The 19,952-nt window shown below is 43.0% G+C and carries 14 protein-coding genes and 1 other RNA gene; 12 read left to right on the top strand and 3 right to left on the bottom strand.

What is annotated here, in order from left to right:
• The first annotated feature begins 31 nt into the window (after positions 1–31).
• From tpiA to ASL11_RS06340, 4 genes are all read left to right on the top strand, one after another.
• On the top strand, positions 32–784 hold the full coding sequence (tpiA, locus tag ASL11_RS06355; protein WP_056611245.1) for a triose-phosphate isomerase: 753 nt from the start codon (positions 32–34) through the stop codon (positions 782–784).
• Between the two features lies 1 nt (position 785).
• On the top strand, positions 786–2,324 hold the full coding sequence (gene gpmI, locus ASL11_RS06350; protein ID WP_056611242.1) for a 2,3-bisphosphoglycerate-independent phosphoglycerate mutase: 1,539 nt from the start codon (positions 786–788) through the stop codon (positions 2,322–2,324).
• A 30-nt stretch (positions 2,325–2,354) separates the two neighbouring features.
• A complete protein-coding gene (eno, locus tag ASL11_RS06345) occupies positions 2,355–3,647 on the top strand; it encodes a phosphopyruvate hydratase (RefSeq protein WP_056611239.1) in 1,293 nt (430 codons plus the stop codon).
• Positions 3,648–3,708: 61 nt separating this feature from the next.
• Positions 3,709–4,452, top strand: a complete 744-nt coding sequence (locus ASL11_RS06340; protein WP_327205086.1) for a M50 family metallopeptidase — start codon at positions 3,709–3,711, stop codon at positions 4,450–4,452.
• A gap of 69 nt (positions 4,453–4,521) precedes the next feature.
• On the opposite strand, the gene ASL11_RS06335 is transcribed toward ASL11_RS06340, so the two are convergent.
• Entirely contained in the window at positions 4,522–5,385 is an 864-nt protein-coding gene (locus ASL11_RS06335) for a hypothetical protein (protein ID WP_056611233.1), read from the bottom strand.
• Between the two features lie 200 nt (positions 5,386–5,585).
• Between ASL11_RS06335 and secG the strand changes: the two genes are divergently transcribed.
• The 8 genes from secG (at position 5,586) to ASL11_RS06300 (ending at position 15,481) form a co-directional block, all read left to right on the top strand.
• The gene (secG, locus tag ASL11_RS06330; protein ID WP_056611230.1) at positions 5,586–5,822 is read left to right on the top strand and encodes a preprotein translocase subunit SecG; all 237 of its coding nucleotides are present in this window, start codon (positions 5,586–5,588) and stop codon (positions 5,820–5,822) included.
• Positions 5,823–6,114: 292 nt separating this feature from the next.
• Entirely contained in the window at positions 6,115–9,186 is a 3,072-nt protein-coding gene (rnr, locus tag ASL11_RS06325) for a ribonuclease R (protein WP_082595299.1), read from the top strand.
• A 97-nt stretch (positions 9,187–9,283) separates the two neighbouring features.
• Positions 9,284–9,766, top strand: coding sequence for an SsrA-binding protein SmpB (gene smpB / locus ASL11_RS06320; RefSeq protein ID WP_028555549.1), 483 nt, complete (start codon positions 9,284–9,286; stop codon positions 9,764–9,766).
• Between the two features lie 164 nt (positions 9,767–9,930).
• Positions 9,931–10,295: a transfer-messenger RNA gene (gene ssrA / locus ASL11_RS35375) on the top strand.
• 200 nt (positions 10,296–10,495) lie between these two features.
• On the top strand, positions 10,496–10,837 hold the full coding sequence (locus tag ASL11_RS06315) for a helix-turn-helix domain-containing protein (RefSeq protein WP_056611225.1): 342 nt from the start codon (positions 10,496–10,498) through the stop codon (positions 10,835–10,837).
• A gap of 551 nt (positions 10,838–11,388) precedes the next feature.
• Positions 11,389–13,164 (top strand): ATP-dependent nuclease, encoded by a 1,776-nt coding sequence (locus ASL11_RS06310; protein ID WP_157256831.1) that lies wholly within the window; start codon positions 11,389–11,391, stop codon positions 13,162–13,164.
• A 15-nt stretch (positions 13,165–13,179) separates the two neighbouring features.
• Complete coding sequence (locus ASL11_RS06305; protein ID WP_056611219.1) at positions 13,180–15,066, top strand: ATP-dependent helicase; 1,887 nt, start codon at positions 13,180–13,182, stop codon at positions 15,064–15,066.
• 187 nt (positions 15,067–15,253) lie between these two features.
• On the top strand, positions 15,254–15,481 hold the full coding sequence (locus tag ASL11_RS06300) for a helix-turn-helix domain-containing protein (RefSeq protein ID WP_056611217.1): 228 nt from the start codon (positions 15,254–15,256) through the stop codon (positions 15,479–15,481).
• A gap of 445 nt (positions 15,482–15,926) precedes the next feature.
• Here ASL11_RS06300 and ASL11_RS06295 read toward each other — a convergent pair whose 3' ends face one another.
• Together ASL11_RS06295 and ASL11_RS06290 are read right to left on the bottom strand one after the other, a co-directional pair.
• Entirely contained in the window at positions 15,927–17,915 is a 1,989-nt protein-coding gene (locus tag ASL11_RS06295) for a UvrD-helicase domain-containing protein (protein WP_056611214.1), read from the bottom strand.
• A complete protein-coding gene (locus ASL11_RS06290) occupies positions 17,908–19,899 on the bottom strand; it encodes an ATP-dependent nuclease (protein WP_056611211.1) in 1,992 nt (663 codons plus the stop codon). Before ASL11_RS06290 ends, ASL11_RS06295 begins: the two co-directional genes overlap by 8 nt.
• Positions 19,900–19,952: the final 53 nt, after the last annotated feature.

Genomic DNA, 19,952 nt, shown 5'->3' with positions numbered 1-19,952 from the left:
AAATTATTTTTCATAAAAGGAGCCCTAATTCATGAGTAGAACACCGATTATCGCGGGTAACTGGAAAATGTTCAAAACCGTTTCTGAAGCAATCAGTTTCGTGAACGAAGTAAAAGGCAGCACAGTAGAAGGTGTGGAGAGTGTTATTTGCTCCCCTTTCACAAACCTTCCTGCTCTTGTTGAAGCTACAAAAGGTACGGACGTTCACGTTGGCGCACAAAACCTTCACTTTGAAGATAACGGCGCATTCACAGGTGAAATCAGCGGTGTGATGCTGAAAGATCTTGGCGTTGAATATGTCATCATCGGTCACTCCGAGCGTAGAGCTTACTTCGCTGAGTCCGACGAAATCGTGAATAAGAAAGTCGTTGCGGCTTTCAAACACGGCTTGAAACCAATTCTTTGCGTAGGCGAGAAGTTGGAAGAGCGTGAAGCGGGTCAAACGAAAGACGTTTGTAAAGTACAAACAGAAGCAGCTTTTGCTGGTCTAAGTGCAGAGCAAGCAGCACAAGTCGTTATTGCTTATGAGCCAATCTGGGCAATCGGTACAGGTAAATCTTCCACAGCCGAAGATGCACAAGACGTGATCGGTTACATCCGTACATTGGTTAGCGGTCTTTATGGCGCAGCAGTTGCAGATGTTGTTCGTATCCAATACGGCGGCAGCGTGAAGCCAAACAACATTGCTGAGTACATGGCACAGCCTGACATCGACGGCGCACTTGTAGGTGGAGCGAGCCTTGAGTCCGCTTCCTACATCCAACTCGTCCAGGGGGCGAAGTAACATGTCCAGACCGAAACCGGTAGCACTCATCATTCTCGATGGCTTCGGACTCCGCTCGGAAGAGCAGGGGAATGCGGTTGCTCATGCCAAAAAGCCTAACTATGACCGTTACTGGTCTACGTTCCCTCATACAACCCTCACTGCTTGCGGTGAGGCTGTAGGTTTGCCAGAAGGCCAGATGGGGAATTCTGAAGTAGGACACCTGAACATCGGCGCAGGCCGTGTGGTTTATCAGGATCTGACGCGGATTTCGAAATCGATTCGTGATGGTGAATTTTACGACAATGAAACGATTGTAGGCGCAGTTCGTCATGCCAAAGAAAACGGCAAGAAGCTTCACCTGTACGGTTTGCTTTCTGACGGCGGTGTACACAGTCACATCCAGCATTTATTTGCTCTTCTAGACTTAGCGAAAAAAGAAGAGTTCCATGAAGTTTACATCCACGCCTTCCTAGACGGCCGCGACGTTGCTCCGGATTCGGCGAAGGGGTACATGGAAGAGCTTCTAAACAAAATTAAAGAAGTCGGTGTAGGCAAAATTGCGACCGTTCAAGGCCGCTACTATGCAATGGACCGCGACAAGCGCTGGGAGCGTACGGAGAAATCCTACCGCGCCATGGTGTACGGCGAAGGCCCAACCTACACGGATCCGTTGAAAGCGATCGTTGAATCCTACGAGAAATCCGTCTATGATGAGTTCGTTATGCCAACGGTTATCCTTGGTAACGATGGTAAGCCGGTAGGACTTGTAGAATCTGGCGATGCCGTAATCTTCTTTAACTTCCGTCCAGACCGCGCGATTCAGCTTTCCCAGGTCTTCACGAATGAAGACTTCCGTGGGTTTGATCGTGGTCCTAAAGTGGCTAAGAACCTCTACTACGTCTGTCTGACGCTGTTCAGCGAGTCCGTAGACGGTTTCGTAGCGTACAAACCGAAAAATCTCGATAACACACTTGGCGAGGTGCTGGCTCAGAACGGTCTGAAACAGCTTCGTGCAGCGGAAACAGAGAAATATCCACACGTAACCTTCTTCTTCAGCGGTGGTCGTGATGCTGAATTACCAGGCGAAACTCGCTTGCTGATTCCTTCACCGAAAGTTGCGACGTACGATTTGCAACCGGAAATGAGCGCTTATGAATTGGCGGATGCAGTGGTTAAAGAAGTAGAAGCAGAGCGTCATGATGTGATCATCTTGAACTTTGCTAACCCTGACATGGTCGGTCACTCTGGATTGCTTGAGCCAACGGTAAAAGCGATCGAAGCGACAGACGATTGTCTTGGTAAAGTAGTCGAAGCAATTCTAGCTAAAGGCGGCGTAGTCTGCATCACAGCGGATCACGGAAATGCCGATGTCGTTACGAATGCAGACGGCTCACGCAACACAGCACATACAACGAATCCTGTGCCTTTTATTGTGACGGACAAATCTGTTACACTAAGAGATGGCGGAATTTTGGCAGATATTGCACCAACCATGTTAGACTTCTTAGAAGTGAAACTTCCAGAAGAAATGACTGGCGTAACAATTCTAAAAAAATAATTTATATTATTGAAGGAGTGTTTTATCACAATGACAATTATTTCTGATGTTTATGCACGCGAAGTATTGGATTCCCGCGGTAACCCAACGGTTGAAGTAGAAGTATACCTAGAGTCCGGCGCTTTCGGCCGTGCTATCGTCCCTTCAGGCGCTTCCACAGGCGCATATGAGGCTGTTGAGCTTCGTGATGGTGACAAAGGTCGTTACCTTGGTAAAGGCGTTCTGAAAGCTGTTGAGAACGTAAATGAAATCATCGCTCCTGAAATCATCGGTCTAGACGCTCTTGATCAAGTTGGCATCGACAACAAAATGATCGAGCTTGATGGTACGCCTAACAAAGCTAAATTGGGAGCTAACGCAATTCTAGCTGTTTCCATGGCTGTTGCTCGCGCGGCTGCTGACGCTTTGGACGTGCCATTGTACGTTTACCTTGGTGGATTCAACGCCAAAACTCTTCCAGTTCCAATGATGAACATCATCAACGGTGGGGCGCATGCCGACAACAACGTTGACGTTCAAGAGTTCATGGTTCTGCCTGTTGGTGCACCTACATTCAAAGAAGCTCTTCGCATCGGCGCTGAGATTTTCCATAGCTTGAAATCCGTATTGAAAGAAAAAGGCCTTAACACAGCAGTTGGCGACGAAGGCGGATTCGCTCCTAACTTCAAATCCAATGAAGAAGCAATCACGACAATCCTTACAGCTATCGAAAACGCTGGTTACAAACCAGGTGTTGACGTATTCTTGGGTATGGACGTTGCTTCCACTGAGTTCTTCAAAGATGGTAAATATCACCTTGAAGGCGAAGGCAAATCCTTCACATCCGCTGAGTGGGTTGACTTCTTGGCTGCATGGGTTGATAAATACCCAATCATCACTGTTGAAGATGGTTGCTCCGAAGACGATTGGGAAGGTTGGAAATTGCTTACTGAGAAATTGGGTAACAAAATTCAACTCGTTGGTGATGACTTGTTCGTTACAAACACTGAGCGTCTATCCCGCGGAATCGAAGAAAACATCGGTAACTCCATCTTGGTTAAAGTTAACCAAATCGGTACGCTTACTGAGACTTTCGATGCAATCGAAATGGCAAAACGCGCTGGTTACACAGCAGTTATCTCCCACCGTTCCGGTGAGAGCGAAGACAGCACAATCGCTGATATCGCTGTTGCTACTAACGCTGGTCAAATCAAAACAGGTGCTCCGTCCCGTACGGACCGTGTAGCGAAATACAACCAACTTCTTCGTATCGAAGACGAGTTGTTCACTGTAGCTCAATACGCTGGTAAAAAAGCATTCTACAACTTGAGAAACTTCAAGTAATTAGATCCGTATGTAATTATATGGCGGGCAGGTGGCTTACACCTGCCCGTTTTGGCGTATAATGGGGGTAAAGTCGTCCGATGCAATGGAGGTTATGCTTTTGAGCAACTGGGTAAAAACGATCCTGTTCCTAATAGGCTCCGCGGTGCTCACGCACTGGATTCCTTCCTCATTTTTTCGAAACCTGGACACGATGGTGCATGAGTTCGGGCACGCAGTTGCAACACTTGCGCTGTCCGGCAAGGTCATGTATATCGAGCTGTACAGGGACCACAGCGGCGTCACCTACTCGTCCATGACCAAGTCATGGGCTGTCATCCCAGTCTCGCTGGCGGGATATATGACCGCCTCGCTGTTTGCTTGGTTTTTGTTCTCGGCGTACGCCAGAGGCAAGCAGAAGCTAGGGTTGCAGGTGATGACGGCGCTGTCTGCGTTGTCACTGGTACTATTCGTACGGAATAGCTTCGGCGTTTCGTTTCTGCTCGGTTTTATTCTGATGACCGTGCTGGCTTTGGCGCTCGCGCCAAGATGGCTGCGCGATTTTTACTACCTGCTGCTGGCGTTCTTATGCTTGGAGGAGTCGGTGTTCGGCCCGGGTTCACTGATCGTATATGCCTTTCAAAACCAGAGTGCTGGTGATGCGAGTAATTTGGCCAACCACACGGGTATACCTGCTATTGTGTGGGCGATCGGGTTTACGTTGTTCGCACTTTGGTGTGCGAAGCAAGCGGTGCAGGCATTCCTCGGGCGCAAAAAAGCAGCGCAGCGCTCTACTAGATCTACCGCGATGTCCTATCGCGATTAAGTCGGCACGCAATATAAGCGTCAGCCGGGACTGAGAAACATAGTCCTAGGCTGCCGCTGTTTTGTTTGATCAGGCATTATTGCTTGCCTGCGACGGACCGAATGATAAACGCTTACTGATAGCCTTAGAGATGACGTAAATCAGTAGAGGGAACAAAACATAATAATAGGGATCCCACCAAACGCGAATATCGAGTATTTCACTATTTTTTAGGACAAGCGTTAGGATATAAAAAGATGCTGTTAGCACACAAAGCTTGATCCATCCTTGCTTCCATCGGAGCTTCACCAATGTGATGACAATGAGGGTTCCGAATACATAATAAATGGATGCAAAGGCGGTTGTATCGTGAGCAGGGTCGGTAAACCAGCCAGGGTGGTAGAATCGGTTTCGGAACACCATGATCGGGATGATATGGAAGGTTCCGAGGAATGGAGCGGTACACATAAAAAGTAATAGCGAGTGAAGCCATCCTTTGAGGGGTTGTAATAGGTCAGAATAGATCCGTTTGGCTACCATAAAGTAAATAGGAAGCCCAAGGGAGGTATACTCAATTCGCCACCAGTATAGCGTATAGATATGCAGCTTGACGAACAGCCATTCCACACCCGCAAAGAGCCCGATAAAGACGATTTTCCAAAACCAGCCCAGTTGAAACGTCGTTAAGAAGGTTGCTGCGGCGGGGACAGCAAACATATTGGAGGTCAACGCTCCAATATTGCTATCATAGTAAGCGAAGTTTTTGATTATTTTAGGGTGATACTGATAACTACCTAAATAAATATAAATGACAGTTTCAATGATGTAAGCGATTTGCACCATGATCAGAAAATGCAAAAAGCTTCGGATCGTATTTTTTCTGAAGCATATGTAAGCTAGCAGGGATAAACTGATCAGGCTCAACCCTATATACCAATAGGAGTTGTGACTCAATAGAATATTCTCCTTTTCGACAAAAGAGATTTGTTATTTTAAGGGTATTATGCCTACCTATGATGAAAGATATGAGGGGCTAAGTAAATCACAAATGGTTCGTCGCATCACATCGGGCATTTGTTGTGTTCCTGGACGAACTATGTTAAAATACTTATGCTAGTTGTATAAGGCAAAGAATCGGCAATTGGGGTGCTAATATGTTAATCTTTATGAAAATTTTGTTAATCATAGCTTCGGTTGGATTAATCGCGATTGTCCTTTTACAAAAAGGGAAAAGCGCAGGCTTGTCCGGTGCCATTTCCGGTGGCGCAGAGCACTTATTTGGTAAACAAAAAGCTCGTGGTTTGGAACTATTTTTGTCCCGTGCAACAATGGGTCTTGCTGCTGCATTCTTTATTCTTTCTATTGTCGTAGCATACGTAGTGAAAAGCTAACACACATAAAACGATAACAGCAGGAGAACTATACTCCTGCTGTTTTTTCATTTTAAGCGCGAATATCGGATAGACGGATTGGTATGGGCATGTGCTGGAGAAACTAATCTCCATAAAGGAAGAGGAGTCATGTGCGTATACCAAAACGCCGATTCGAGTGTGTGAGCAAGGCTGAAAGATGGATATGAACAGAGTTTATCCTTTCCCTGGAAGTGGCATACTATGGAGTGAGGGAAACGGGTACGGGATCGAAGAGCTTGGCTCAACAACAACAAGAAGGTGAAGAGAATACATGATAAAAGAGAATGAAATCGTAAGTTTGATGCAAGAAGAGGCTTATAAGCCTATGTCCTATAAAGAGCTTGAGAAGCATTTCGGAATTGGCAGCGCGAATGAGTTTAAAGATTTTATAAAAATGCTTAATCAATTAGAAGAAAGCGGTCATATTGTACGGAGCCCGAATGATCGTTATGGTGTTCCTGAACGGATGAATTTGGTACGAGGCAAGCTGCAAGCCCATGCGAAGGGTTTTGCATTCTTAATTCCTGAGGACCGTGAGCACCCGGACGTATACATTAATGCGCACGACCTGAATACCGCGATGAATGGTGATATCGTATTTGTGAAAGTCACATCGCGCAGCCAAGGCGGCGGCCGTTTAGAAGGCGAAGTCGTACGTGTAATTACGCGGGCGAACTCGCAGATTGTTGGTGTTTTCCAAAGTCAGGATACGTATGCCTTCGTCATTGCAGATGATAAACGGGTGACAAGAGATATTTTCATCCCGCAGCATGCTTTTATGGGAGCTGTTTCTGGACAGAAGGTCGTCGTGAAAATTGTGAACTATCCAGAAGGCCGTTCCGCGGCTGAAGGTGAAGTGATTGAGATTCTGGGTCATAAGGATGATCCAGGTGTCGATATTTTGGCGATCATACGCAAACATCAATTGCCGGAGGCGTTCCAACCAGAAGTTCTGGCAGAAGCAGAAGCGGCACCAGATTCGATTACGGAAGAAGAAATCATCGGGCAGGGTCGTCGTGACCTTCGTGCGAAAACGATTGTAACCATTGACGGTGAAGATGCCAAGGATTTGGATGATGCTGTGAATGTGGAGCTTTTGGAAAATGGGAATCTTCGCTTAGGTGTGCATATTGCGGATGTGAGTTATTATGTACGGGAAGGTACGGCACTTGATATTGAGGCCTATAATCGCGGATGTTCCGTGTATTTGACCGATCGTGTAATTCCGATGCTGCCGCACCGTTTATCGAACGGGATTTGTTCGTTGAACCCGCAAGTAGACCGTTTGACCATGTCGTGTGAAATGGAATTTGACGCGGATTTAAAGGTCGTTAATCATGAGATTTTTACCAGTGTAATCAAAACAAAAGAACGAATGACCTATACGAATGTACGCAAGCTGCTGACAGGTGAGGCAGAGCCAGAAATCGTGGAGAAATATGCGTATTTAATGGAAGACTTCAAACGGATGGAAGAATTAGCAGCTAGGTTGCGTTCCAGACGGATGAAGCGCGGTGCGATTGACTTCGACTTTGAAGAGTCTAAGATCCTCGTAGATGCTGATGGTAAGCCGACTGATATTGTCAAAAGAGAGCGCTCTGTCGCTGAAATGATGATCGAGGAGTTCATGCTAGCCGCGAATGAGACGGTTGCTGAGCATTTCTCATGGTTGAAAGTGCCGTTCTTGTATCGGGTGCATGAGGATCCAGATTCCGAGAAATTGATGAACTTCATGGAGTTCGTGACGACCTTCGGCTATGCGATGCGTGGCGGTAAGGGTGGGGCGATTCATGCTCGTTCCTTGCAGGCATTGTTAGAAGATATTAAGGGATCACCGGAAGAGACCGTGATTAGTAAAGTGATGCTGCGCTCGATGAAACAGGCGAAGTATGATGCACAGAGCTTGGGGCATTTTGGCTTAGCGGCGGAGTTCTATTCCCATTTTACATCACCTATTCGTCGTTATCCGGATTTGGTTATCCATCGTGTTATTCGTGAAGTGTTGGAGAACGGTGGAACTCTTCCAGATATACGACATGATTATTTAGCTTCGCGTATGAACGATATTGCCCAGCAGTCCTCCGAGCGTGAGCGCGTTGCTGTTGATGCGGAACGTGATACAGAAGCCCTGAAGAAAGCACAGTACATGCTGGATAAAGTCGGCGAAGAATTCGAGGGTATTATCTCGAGCGTAACGGGCTTCGGTATGTTCATTGAATTGGATAACACAGTTGAAGGTTTAATTCGCTTGAGCGATTTGACCGATGATTATTACAATCATCACGAGAAACAGCACGCATTGATTGGTGAACGCACATCCAAAATTTATCGCCTTGGCGACAGCATTAAGGTGCGAGTTGCACGGGTGAGTATGGAAGATCATACGATTGATTTTGAATTGCTGGATATGAAGCCTCGCAAAGAGGGTGCGTTTAACCGCGGCGGTGGTGGTGGAGGCAAGTTCAAAGGCGCAGGCGGATTTAAAGGTTTCCGTGGTAAGTCGGATAACGGCAGATCCGATAAAGGTAAAGGCGGAACGAACGGGAGACCTGAAAAGGGCAAAGGCGGGTACAAAGGTAAAGGTGGTTTTGCGAAGGCGCAACCTGTGGTTGGGCAAGGCGGAACTGCGAATCAGGGTGATGCTTCTGGGAACCAAACAACCGGAAATCCAGGGAAACGCGGAGACTCGTCAGGGACAGGTCAAGGGAAGAAGCGCGGGCGCGCCGATAGTGGTGCTGCTCGACGGATTGAAATGGCTGCTCGCGGGGCTGCCGAAGGCGCTGGTGGTACAGAAGGCACGGTCGGAACAGGGAAGGGTCGTAGAAGATCTAGAGGTAATGGCGGCCAAGGTCAGGGGCAGTGGCAAGGAAATGGTCAAGGGCAAGGCGAAGGTCAAGGCCAAGGAAGGAAAGATCAAGGTCAAGGAAGAGCTGAGGGCTTTGCTGGAAGTGGAGATGGCAAAGCAGAGCATATTGCTGGCATTGGCGTGGGAGAAGGCCAAGGTGGAGCCTTCCAAGGCAATGCAGCAGGCCAAGGGAAAACGCGCCGCGGCAAGGGTGGTAGTAAGCCTTGGAGCGATAAGCGCGAAAAAGGCGGTAAGATTGGCGAAGGCGGCAGCTTGCGCCAACGGTTGCAGTCAGTCGGCGCAGGTCGGACTGACAGTGGTGTTGGCAGCAGCGGCGAGCGTGGCCGTGGGGTTTCGCTTGGGGGCGAAGCCCAAGCGGGCGGTGGCGCTGCTGCGGAGCGCAGCGGCATGGATTGGGCGAGCGGCGTGAACGCGCTCGCCAAAGGTGGTCGTCGCCGGAGCGACGACGGCGATGGTAGCAAGAAGCGGCGGAGATAGTCGCCGCTTCTTGCTTTTCGGGCTTGATCTTGCTACAATAGGTTGCACATTGTAGCAAGATTTACCTGCATTTTAGCGTGCGGGAGGAGGATCTCACGTGGCAACTAAAAAGGCTGATGGCAAACTACTCGCTCAGAATAAAAAGGCTTCACACGATTATTTCATTGAAGATACGTATGAATGCGGTCTTGTCCTGACCGGCACGGAGATCAAATCCTTACGGGCAGGTAAAGCCAACATTGGCGACAGCTTTTCGACGATTCGGAATGGCGAAGCTTTTGTACACAATATGCATATCAGCCCTTTTGAACAAGGGAACCGCAGCAATCCGGAAGATCCTACTCGGACGCGGAAGCTGTTGTTGAAGAAAGTGCAAATTGCCAAAATACTAGGTCAGGCTAAGCAAGAAGGCTATACCGTCGTTCCACTGAAGGTGTATATCCGAAATGGCTACGCGAAGCTTCTTATTGGTATTGGTAAAGGGAAGAAACAATACGACAAGCGTGAGTCTGCTGCAAAGAAAGATGCACAACGCGATATTCAACGCGCATTGCGTGAGAAGCAGAAGATTGCTAGATAGCTTGGATGTATTGGAAGGTAACACCTTATCTTCCATGAACCTAGTGTTCATATTTCAGCTACTTATGGTATACTAATAACTGTAACAAAGAGATTTTAAGTGTAACTTGGCTCTACAGCTTGTCCTTTAACCTTCACCGTCTCTGACGGTTACGAAGGCAATCCGGGGGTGTTCTTGGATTCGACGGGGATAGTTTGAGCGCGGGTTGCGGGTAGTGGGGCCGCGTCCACTATAAAACGCTAAAGCCTATTAAATGGCAAAACACAAAACAACTACGCTTTAGCAGCTTAATAACCTGTTAGCGTGCTTCTACTCAGCATCGCCCATGTGACTGGGATAGGGGCTCAACTATAGTGGGATACGACGTTTGGTCTCCGCCTGGGGTCGGACGTAGGAAGACAATCAGGCTGACCCAACGCATAGCCGGTTACGGGGCGATGCTCGGGTGACATCAAAACTGTGACTACACCCGTAGATGCCTGTGTGGCAATATTTTCGGACAGGGGTTCGACTCCCCTCACCTCCATCTTGAAACCCGCTCCTGGAGCGGGTTTTTCTGAAACTTGAAGCATTTCTTTGCCGCAACGGCAAGGAAATGCTTCAAAGTACCGACGGCAAAGAAATGCTTCAAATTCATTGGTAGGGTTAAGGTCCACGCCAAAACAGAGAAGTCCTCATTAAATGAGGGCTTTTCTGTTATTTAGCACAAATGTAAAGGGGATCCACTTTATGAATACAATCGGATCTAAGATTAAGCAAATTCGTAAAGTTAATAACATGACCCAGAATGAATTCTCAAAATTAATTGGAATTAGCCAAGGTACTTTAAGTGAAATCGAAAAAGGAAAAGCAAAACCAACAATTGAAACATTGCAGGAGATAAACAATTGTTTTCAAATAGATTTGAATTGGCTTATTTTGGAGAACCATGGAGATATAGAATTATTTGCATCTGAAATTGAACTTATTAACAAAGTAAGAGCACTTGATCACATGTTACAAAGAGAAATTCTTGAGTTTATAGACTTTAAATTAACTCTAATAAAATCTTCTAAAGTGAAAGAAATATAGCGGATAATCCTAATCTTGGTTTGAAGAACCAAACGATTTCTGGTATAGCGTGCCAAATGAGGCAGTTACTCTTACTCTGAATATATTTATGCACAAGAAAAGATAATGTTTGTGTCGTTGTTGAGTGCCCAAATATAGCTTTATTTAGAAGTCGCATATAATACGACTTTTATTAATGACAGAAAGTTCTTGTAAAAATTAGATATCAAGAACTAACGAAACATTGCTACAGAAGAGGTGACTATCGTGATCTTAGGCGCGTCAGCTACTGTTTGAGAGACAGGCACCATATAGCGAAAGCGTATACAATAGGTGGCACGTTTTTGATGGGAAACCCGCTAAAAAAACGTGTAAAAGGTTAATGGGGCGGTATCTCGAGATAAACCTGTGGAAATCCCTCCAGCAAACCTTTTTCTGTTTTGGTAGATACTTACCATCACAACACAAAAAGGACCGAAAGCGTTACGTATGCCTTCAGTCTTTCCTTACAGGAAGAAAAAGGATTATCTAATTGGGTGTAGAAAAAGAGTGAATCGGAATTTTTGGTACTAATGGATGGAGGCAGCGTTGTGGGCATTTACCTTAAAGAAGTGAGAATTCGTAATTTTAGGTCGTTAAGGGAGATCAATGTATCTTTGGATTTTACTACGATCCTTGTGGGAGCAAATAATTCAGGTAAGACCGCATTTCTTAAAGCTCTCGAGGTCGTTTTCGGGCTGGAGAACAAAAAGGTGAAGAAAGAGGACATATACTTATCTGGAGCCGGGAATTCCTATCCTAATGAAGCGGTTATCGATGTGCTTATTGTCCCTGTAGACGATCACGGAGAAGTATGTAAGGAATTCGATAATGGTTGGTACCAGCACTTTGGTGCTAGCAGAATCCAATTGGATGATGAGGATAATCATATTTTGCCCATAAGGACTTTCGTAAAGTTTGATCCGGTAAGAAACGGTTTTGGTATATCCCAATTTGTTCTTGATAAATGGTATGCGAATCCTGAATTTTGGAATGATTCCATAACGAAGGAGCAGGTGCCATCGGGGTTAATGGATATATTGCCACTTGTCTATTTGGATGCACAGAGAGATATTGTTGATGATCTGCGGAATCCTGATTCGTTCTGGGGCAGGATTGTTGCGGACGTTGGGATGGGACTGGAAGAAACAGTTGAAGCGGAGAAAGACTTGGATCGAATGAATCAGATGGTCATAGACCATAGCCCTGTATTGTCACACATACATGGACAACTTCAAATGTTAAAAGATATAAATGCTGGTACCAGCAACGAGGTGGTTGTTTCTCCATTACCGCGAAAAGTACGCAATCTCTACCGTGGAATTGATGTCTTGTTTAAAGACGGGATCAGTGAGTTAATGCCGTTGGAGCAACACGGTATGGGGACGAGAAGTTGGGCTACCCTTCTGGCGCTTCGTTGTTACATTTCTTGGTTGAAAAAAGTACATCACGATAAGAATACTCCATATCACTGCATGCTGGCTTTGGAGGAACCAGAAGCCCATTTGCACCCCCAAGCTCAACGCAATCTTTTGGCGCAAATTAGTGGAATTGGGGGACAGAAGATCATAAGTACTCATTCCCCCTTTATAGCGAGTGTATCTGAATTATCTAGTTTGAGACATTTCAGAAAAGTAAGTGCGGAAACTGTCGTTTCCTCTATTATGACAGAAGCCCTCGAACCGGAGGACCTGAGAAAAATCGAAAGAGAAGTCATGAATACCCGCGGCGAATTATTGTTTGCAAGGGCTATTATCCTCTGTGAGGGGGAGACTGAAGAACAAGCTCTTCCACTCTGGTTTCATGAATATTTCGGGAAGCGTACATTTGAAATGGGAGTTAATGTAGTGGGGGTCGGAGGGAAAGGGAAAAAATATTTACCCTTTCTACGGGTTGCAGAAGGTTTGCAAATCAAGTGGTTTATCTTCTCGGATGGCGAGATGGATACGGTTGATGAACTGAGGACCGCGGTCACTGAAGTGGGATACACCTTGCCTGATTCAAATATAGTTACTTTGGATACAGGAATGAAATTTGAAACCTATATGTTGGCAGAGTATTATAATGAGATGGAGAACTTGATCCGAGATTTGCATCTGACTAAAGCAGTTAATGATCATCATAAACAAGCCATTCAAAATAAGGTTTATTCTTATACTGATCTGCAAGATGAGCTAAAGGGAGGAAAAACTAGATTCGGACCTATAGTTGCACATAAACTGATTGGCTTGCCGGACCAAGCTAAGAGAATTCCGTCGAAAGTGAGGACTTTATTCGAAGCGTTGTCCCATGAGTTTGATACCCATTAGAGAGGGGTTGTTCCCATGTCTTACCTGTTAACGGAATTACAGAAAAAAGTAGTAGAGCATAAGAATGGACCACTTTTGATCCTGGCAAAGCCGGGAACAGGTAAAACCTTTCTGTTGGCACAAAGAATAAAGAAGCTATTGACCGATGAACAGGGAAACCACCATATATTGGTTCTCACATATACCAAAGTGGCGTCTGAATCCTTGAAATCCAGACTGTCTCACGAGCTTTCGGAGATGGAAGGTTGGGAGCAAAGAGTATATATCGGGACGTTGTTGAAGTTTGGTCTTGACATGCTTAGGGCAAGAGGAGATCTAATTGGACTACAGTCTAACCATATGGTTCTGATGGATGAATATGAGCGGAACGATGTTCTTCGGAGAGTTGTCTACTCCCTACCTGATATGGATAGAAGCTCATTTCATCCAGAGAAAAGCCGGGAGACTTTAGATTTTATCAGGGGAAGAAAACGTCAATTGACACCCCCAATAGAGATTCCCCTGATTCAGATAGACAGCCCAGAACTAGAGGAGAATGAGCTGCTTTATCGTGAATATGACCGATATTTGCGGCAACATGGGCTGCTGGACATGGATGATCTGATTTATTTGCCATACCGAATCATCAAAGAGCGTGAATCTCTAGGTGAATTATATAGGAAACAATATACTTATGTTTGTATGGATGACGGACAGGACTTGGATTTTGCAAGTTATCAGCTTATCCGAGCTCTGTACCCCGATACAAAGAGTAATATTATGATAATGGGAGATCCTGACCAAGCTATATTTTCTTTTATGGGAGGAGACGGCTCATGTTTATCAAGCTTTCAGCGGGATTATGAGCCCACGGTTATTGAACTGGATAAAAGCTATCGTTTACACGAAGATATTGTAAAGTACGCACGGAAGCTTGTCCCAGAGCTAGAGCTTGAGCCCAATTTCATTGGTAAGGAAGGTTCTGTTGATGTAAAGGGCTTTGAAACTCAGGAAGCGGAAGCAGCATGGGTAGCGGACAACCTTAAGGAAATCCAAAAGTTGGGAATAAAGGGTTTAGAGAATCCTCCAGCCTGGAACCAGATGGCTGTTATAGCACGGAGCAGGCATACCCTAAGGAAGGTGGAAGTCGCGCTTAGACAAAGGGGGATTCCTTACAATAACGGAACCTTGGGTTACTTGGAAAGCGAGTCACGTTTTATTCAGCTTTTTGAGCTTGGTATAAGAATTATGACAAGTTCATCAAACCGCATAAACATGGAGCAAATGTTGAATTTCCTTCAAGTTAAGCGCAAACCGGAATCCATCCTGAATACTAATCGGGGAATAGATGCTCTTCATGCCATGAAGAATTTAATAAATGGACAAACGGGAAGCTCCAACTATGACGTTCTTCTTAAGGTGTGGGATTTTCTATCTATGAATCCTTCGTCCTTTCCTGACGCACTTGAAAAGTTAAGATTTTATATGGAGGATGAATTAGAAGGCAATTGGGAATCCCATGGGGAAGGCTACATCATTCAGGATGATCTGGCCATGTGGTCTGACTACTGGAAACAATATATGAACACCAAACCTATAAGACCGTCCCTTTCCCAATTTCGAACTAACCTGCCGGGTTTAACCCGGAAAAATAATACCAGTGGTGTGAACTTGTTGACGGTTCATCTCGCCAAAGGGTTGGAGTTCGATATTGTGCATATTATTGAACTTAACCAGGGGACTTTGCCATTTCAGCATATGGAGCTTTCCGAGGAGAGGAAAATCTTATATGTCGCAATGACCAGAGCTAAACGAATGCTTTATTTGTCCTATTGTGAAAGTAAAGGAACAGGAGCCCGCAAAAGAAATCTTCGGCCTTCTGTTTTCTTGGAGGAAATGGGCTTGTTAACAGAGCGGACCTGACGAAGGTCCGCTTTTTATTGGCAAGGTACAAATTTGATAACGGGGGATCTTTCTGAAGAGCCACGCAACGCAATAAATGCTTCAAATTTTTTGGTCAGGGGTCAGGGGCCATGCCAAAACAAAGAAGTCCTCATTAAATGAGAGCATTTCTGTTATTTTTAGCAGAAATGTAAAGGGGATTCACTTTATGAATACGATCGGGGTTAAGATTAAGCAAATTCGTAAAGTTAATTATATGACTCAGATTGAATTCTCAAAATTAATTGGAATTAGCCAAGGTGCTATAAGCCAAATCGAGAAAGGAAAAGCAAAACCTACAATTGAAACATTGCAGGAGATAAAACAAGTGTTTTCGAACAGATTTGAATTGGCTTATTTTAGAAAGCTATGGAACTATAGAACCATAGAACCATAGAACCATAGAACCATCTATATCTGAAATTGAGCTAAGTAACAAATTAAGAGCACTTGATAACAGCTTATAAAGAAAATTTTTTGAGTTTATTGATTTTTAAATTAACACGAACACAATCTTGTGAAGTAGAAGAAATATAGCGCATATTCTTAATTTTGGTTTATTGGTAAGTTGACCCGTGGTCGAAGAATCTTCGCTCAGAAGAAAAACCACAGGATAGTTTTCATCCTGACGGTTTTTTGGTGCTTAAGTGGTGGGGGCATCCGCCATCTCGGGAGAAAATTAATTAGACTGAAAAAGCATTTTAACATAAAGTGAAGCTTTAGTCTTATCAATGGTATAGAGCTTTTTAGGTGGATTCAGAGGCGGATCAAGCCAGCCAGATCTATCAATCTAAGCTGTCTACTTTCAGAGCCAAGATCCCTAAAGTCACGGTAGAGAAAAATTATATTTCTATTCGCTTAAAACCGAAAGACTCGAGATAACCTCTGTCCTCATCTGTTAGAGTAGGCACAGCCCAAATTAAAGAGTATTTTGCACGTGTACTTGCTACATAACCTATCCGAGTTCCTTCCCCATTACCATTAAGCCAATGTTTCCAATGGGCCCCACTTCCACGATTATGTTTACTTGATACAACTAAGACGCCATCGAAGTCACTGCCTTTAACAGAATGAATTGTATTAATAGTAATGGATTCAGGTTTCTCTGCATTGTTTAATATAACTACAGTATCGGTTGCAGTACCACTAGGCGCTTTGAAAGTCGGTAAATTATCGAAGTCACGTATATCACTGTCAAATGCCTTTAGATTTATATAAGCAGATTTTAATAAAGTGGAACGTTGTTCCCGAGCTTGCTTATACCAGTGGCTATAATTTTTACCGACAATGTCAGTCAATTGGGGAATAGAACAACATAACTCAAGGAAGTCTTTAATAAATATCCTCCATCGAAAAGCTGAGTTAATGCCAGATGGACAATGATAACCTTTGCTTGTTCTTGCGCCACCAAACCACCTCTGCAATTCCTTTCCAGCGAATTCCAAAGCTGTTCTTCGTGTTATTGGTGTTTTTAAGTTCCACAGTTGAATGGCATTGAGCAGTAAGTGGGTGTTTATTTTATGTTGTATTTCAAATTCTGATTTTAAGTTATGCTGTCGAACTAAAATTGTTGATCTGTCTGAAGATAGATTAAAACGTCTAAGGAGAATTGAATATTGATTTTCAATCAAATTTAAATCCGAATATTCGTAATAACATACACTATCATCATTTAATTTATTTTTGTTTAATCCTCTAATTGGCAAGGATATAGATGAAATTCGATTAGCTAATTCCACAATCGGTTGGCAACTTCTAAAATTATCCGTTAAACTCAGATTTTTAAAGGTTGATAGATAGCTTTTTGTATATGCTGGATCTGCATCTTTAAATTCATAAATCGATTGATGTAAGTCACCAATAAAGTGAAGGCTAGTACCTGATTCTCTGAGCTTATTAAGAATTTCTATTTCAATCCATGATAGATCTTGGCATTCATCTATGAGTATTGTTGGAAACCTAGTTGTAATTGATCTTGCGATTCTCCTGTTTTTCAAGATTGTATAGCCTACATTGTTCATATCCTCAAAGGTTGCAAAACCATCACCTAAAAACTTCATTTTTGCTGCATGGAATTCTTGTTTTACATATTCAATTTTAAATAACCATTCTTTACCGGTTTTTTTGCGTATACTCTCAACATAAGCACTAAAACCAGGAGAATTATAGTACTCTGTAACACTCATTTTAATATTATCAGGTATAAATATTATGTAATCGTTGCTTTTGAAATCAAAATAAATTTGGTTTGCGTAAAGATCTCCCGAATGACCTGCTGAGGTCACATAAGGAATAGATATTTTGTATTTTACTAGCCAATGGTTGTTAAAAACATCAACAGATTTATCTACAAGTCTAAATGAAGTATCGTCACCTATTTTTTTATGATTGAAATATTTATATCCAAATAATTGGGAAATATATCCATGAATAAACCCTGTTAAAGTTCCTATATAGTGCGGATGAAAGGATGTTTTTTTTGAAAAACTCTCGACTCGATTCACGATAGTGTCAGTTGCTTCATTAGTGAAAGTCAGAACAGCAATTCCACTTTTAGTGTTGGTCCATTTATTAATTTCATAAGACATCTTCATCCCAACAACCTCAGTTTTTCCACTACCTGCACAAGCTTCTAAAAAGACATTATCAGTCATAGATGACAATATATAATCCAGTTGTTGTTCTGTCTTTTCAGTCACACGGCATTGCTGGTACCCTGAGCAGGGTAATGTTTTACTAGTGTGATTTTCAAAGCAACTTTCAAAACTTTGTGTGGGATCTTTGCTACACAATACATGAGCAATTGCATTTTGGATATCTAGCTTATTCACCTGTTTCACCTCCACATGCCCATAGAATAGCATCTTCTAAGTATTTAGGGATAAGCACTATCTTGCTAATGTTCTCAAGTATTGACTCTAAATTTGATTTATCTTTGTTAAGACCCTTTAGCTCCCCGTTAATTTCGAGATCAATTAGATCAGTAAATGCTTGAGCATATACCCCTTTTCCAACTTCATCATTATCAATATGTTCAAGTAGAAATTTGGAATCATTTGATAGTGACGTTTCATCAGTGTAGTTATTATCTCGGCTAATAATCTCGTCACAAAATTTTGTGATCTTACCGTCTTTGGTAGGCCAAAGTTCTTTTAGAGTACGCGCCATTATTTTTGTGTTTTTTTCCATTGCGATATCGTATTCAAATGTCTTAAGAGGAGATCCATATAGACGCCCCCATCGACTTTTGTTAATTTTATCAATAAGTGAAAGGGCACTATTACTTCCTAGAGGACGATTACTTGGAAGTGGATATACTTCGATTGATTTAGTTAACGGGTCACCGTCTTTATCTTTTTTTAATTCCCCATCTTTATCATAAATTGGTATCACATCTTTTGGAGGGTCGTTATCTGTGATACCAGAACAAAAGAGAGGTAACTTAACTTCATCTGTAGAATCATCTAGGCAAGAGAATAACTTCATGAAATGTTTAAAATTAATTCCGTTAATGTTGATAGTCGATACTCCAGCCTCTTCTAAAGAATTTGGCAATAACTGCTTGGAATTCTCAATTGCCGCTTTGTTATATTTGGCTAAGACTACCTTTGCAAATACGGGAATCAGCATAGCTTCGCTGATTCCTTCAACTAAAATAATACCTTTTGAAAATAATAATGTTGATTTTGTAACATCCAACCATCGCTCTAAATAATTTTTGCTATCCCCTAGCTGTATGAGTCCAAGAGGTGTAGAAATAATTTGATTCCCCTTTTCTACGATATGAACTAATTTGTCAATACTAATTGATGAAGCTAGGACAGGTGAATGAGTAGTAATAAAAATCTGAGTGTTTGATAAAGACTCACTCATTTCCTGTAAGTATTTTATAAATTTCACTTGAAGTTGAGGGTGTAGGTGTGCTTCAGGTTCTTCAATTAATAAAACAGTCATGAGATTGTTATCTTTAAGCAATTCAAGTTCAGCAAATACAGTGGCAATATACAGTAAATTATTATAACCAAGACTATTGGTGGCAATATCTCTGAATTTATTAGGATCGGTCTCATTGCTATTTGGGAAAAAGACCATCTTAATACTTTCGACAATTTTACTGAAGCTTGTGTCTGCGAACTGCAAATTTATGCTCTGTCCAAGTCGCTGTCCCAAGGTTTCGTTTAATTTGCCATTAATATTGCTTTTAGCCAATGAAATTTCATTATATTTTCCATCCGTATTGTTTGTAATATTATCGTTGAACTCTTTAACACTATTTACAAGTATCTCTTTTTGATCTCCGTATTGCTTTTTTAATAACTGTGCCAGTCGTGATTTTTTCCCATTTGTTAGTTTCTCTTCTGCATCTCTAAGCGGCGGCAAATAGATGCAGTCTATACAATCAAATGTCTCGTCCTCAAAAATACTGGATTTGGAGTTTCCTCCCCAAATTTCCTTTTTGTAATAACCTTTTCGGTTGGGGTTTGAATTTACCTCTAAGTGAAGAAGGGCTTTGAAATCAGCATCACACCATGTCAAAAATGTAACTTCTTCATCTGGAGTAAGTGATTCAAAAGTTAGGTCGATCTTTATTTTATCTGAAGAGGATTTCTTGTCTAACGATATATAAAAGTCGTCCTCAGAGATATTCATATATGAGAATTCATTCTCTCGAAGGATTAACCTAAGAGCATTAATTATTGTTGTTTTTCCAGAACCATTTTCACCAACTAATACATTAAGTCCTTCATTGAATTTTATAGTTGATTTCTCTTTTGCGTTTTTATAGCCTGTTATGCTCATCTCGGAAATATACATTCAAAGCTACACCTACCCAATAAGGATTTTTATAGTAAAATAATACCATGAGA

Source organism: Paenibacillus sp. Soil750, assembly GCF_001428045.1.
In the GTDB taxonomy this organism is placed as follows: Bacteria; Bacillota; Bacilli; order Paenibacillales; family NBRC-103111; genus Paenibacillus_E; species Paenibacillus_E allorhizoplanae.
Note: the sequence above shows the minus strand (reverse complement) of the source record. Positions and strands in the feature narration are given on the sequence as shown.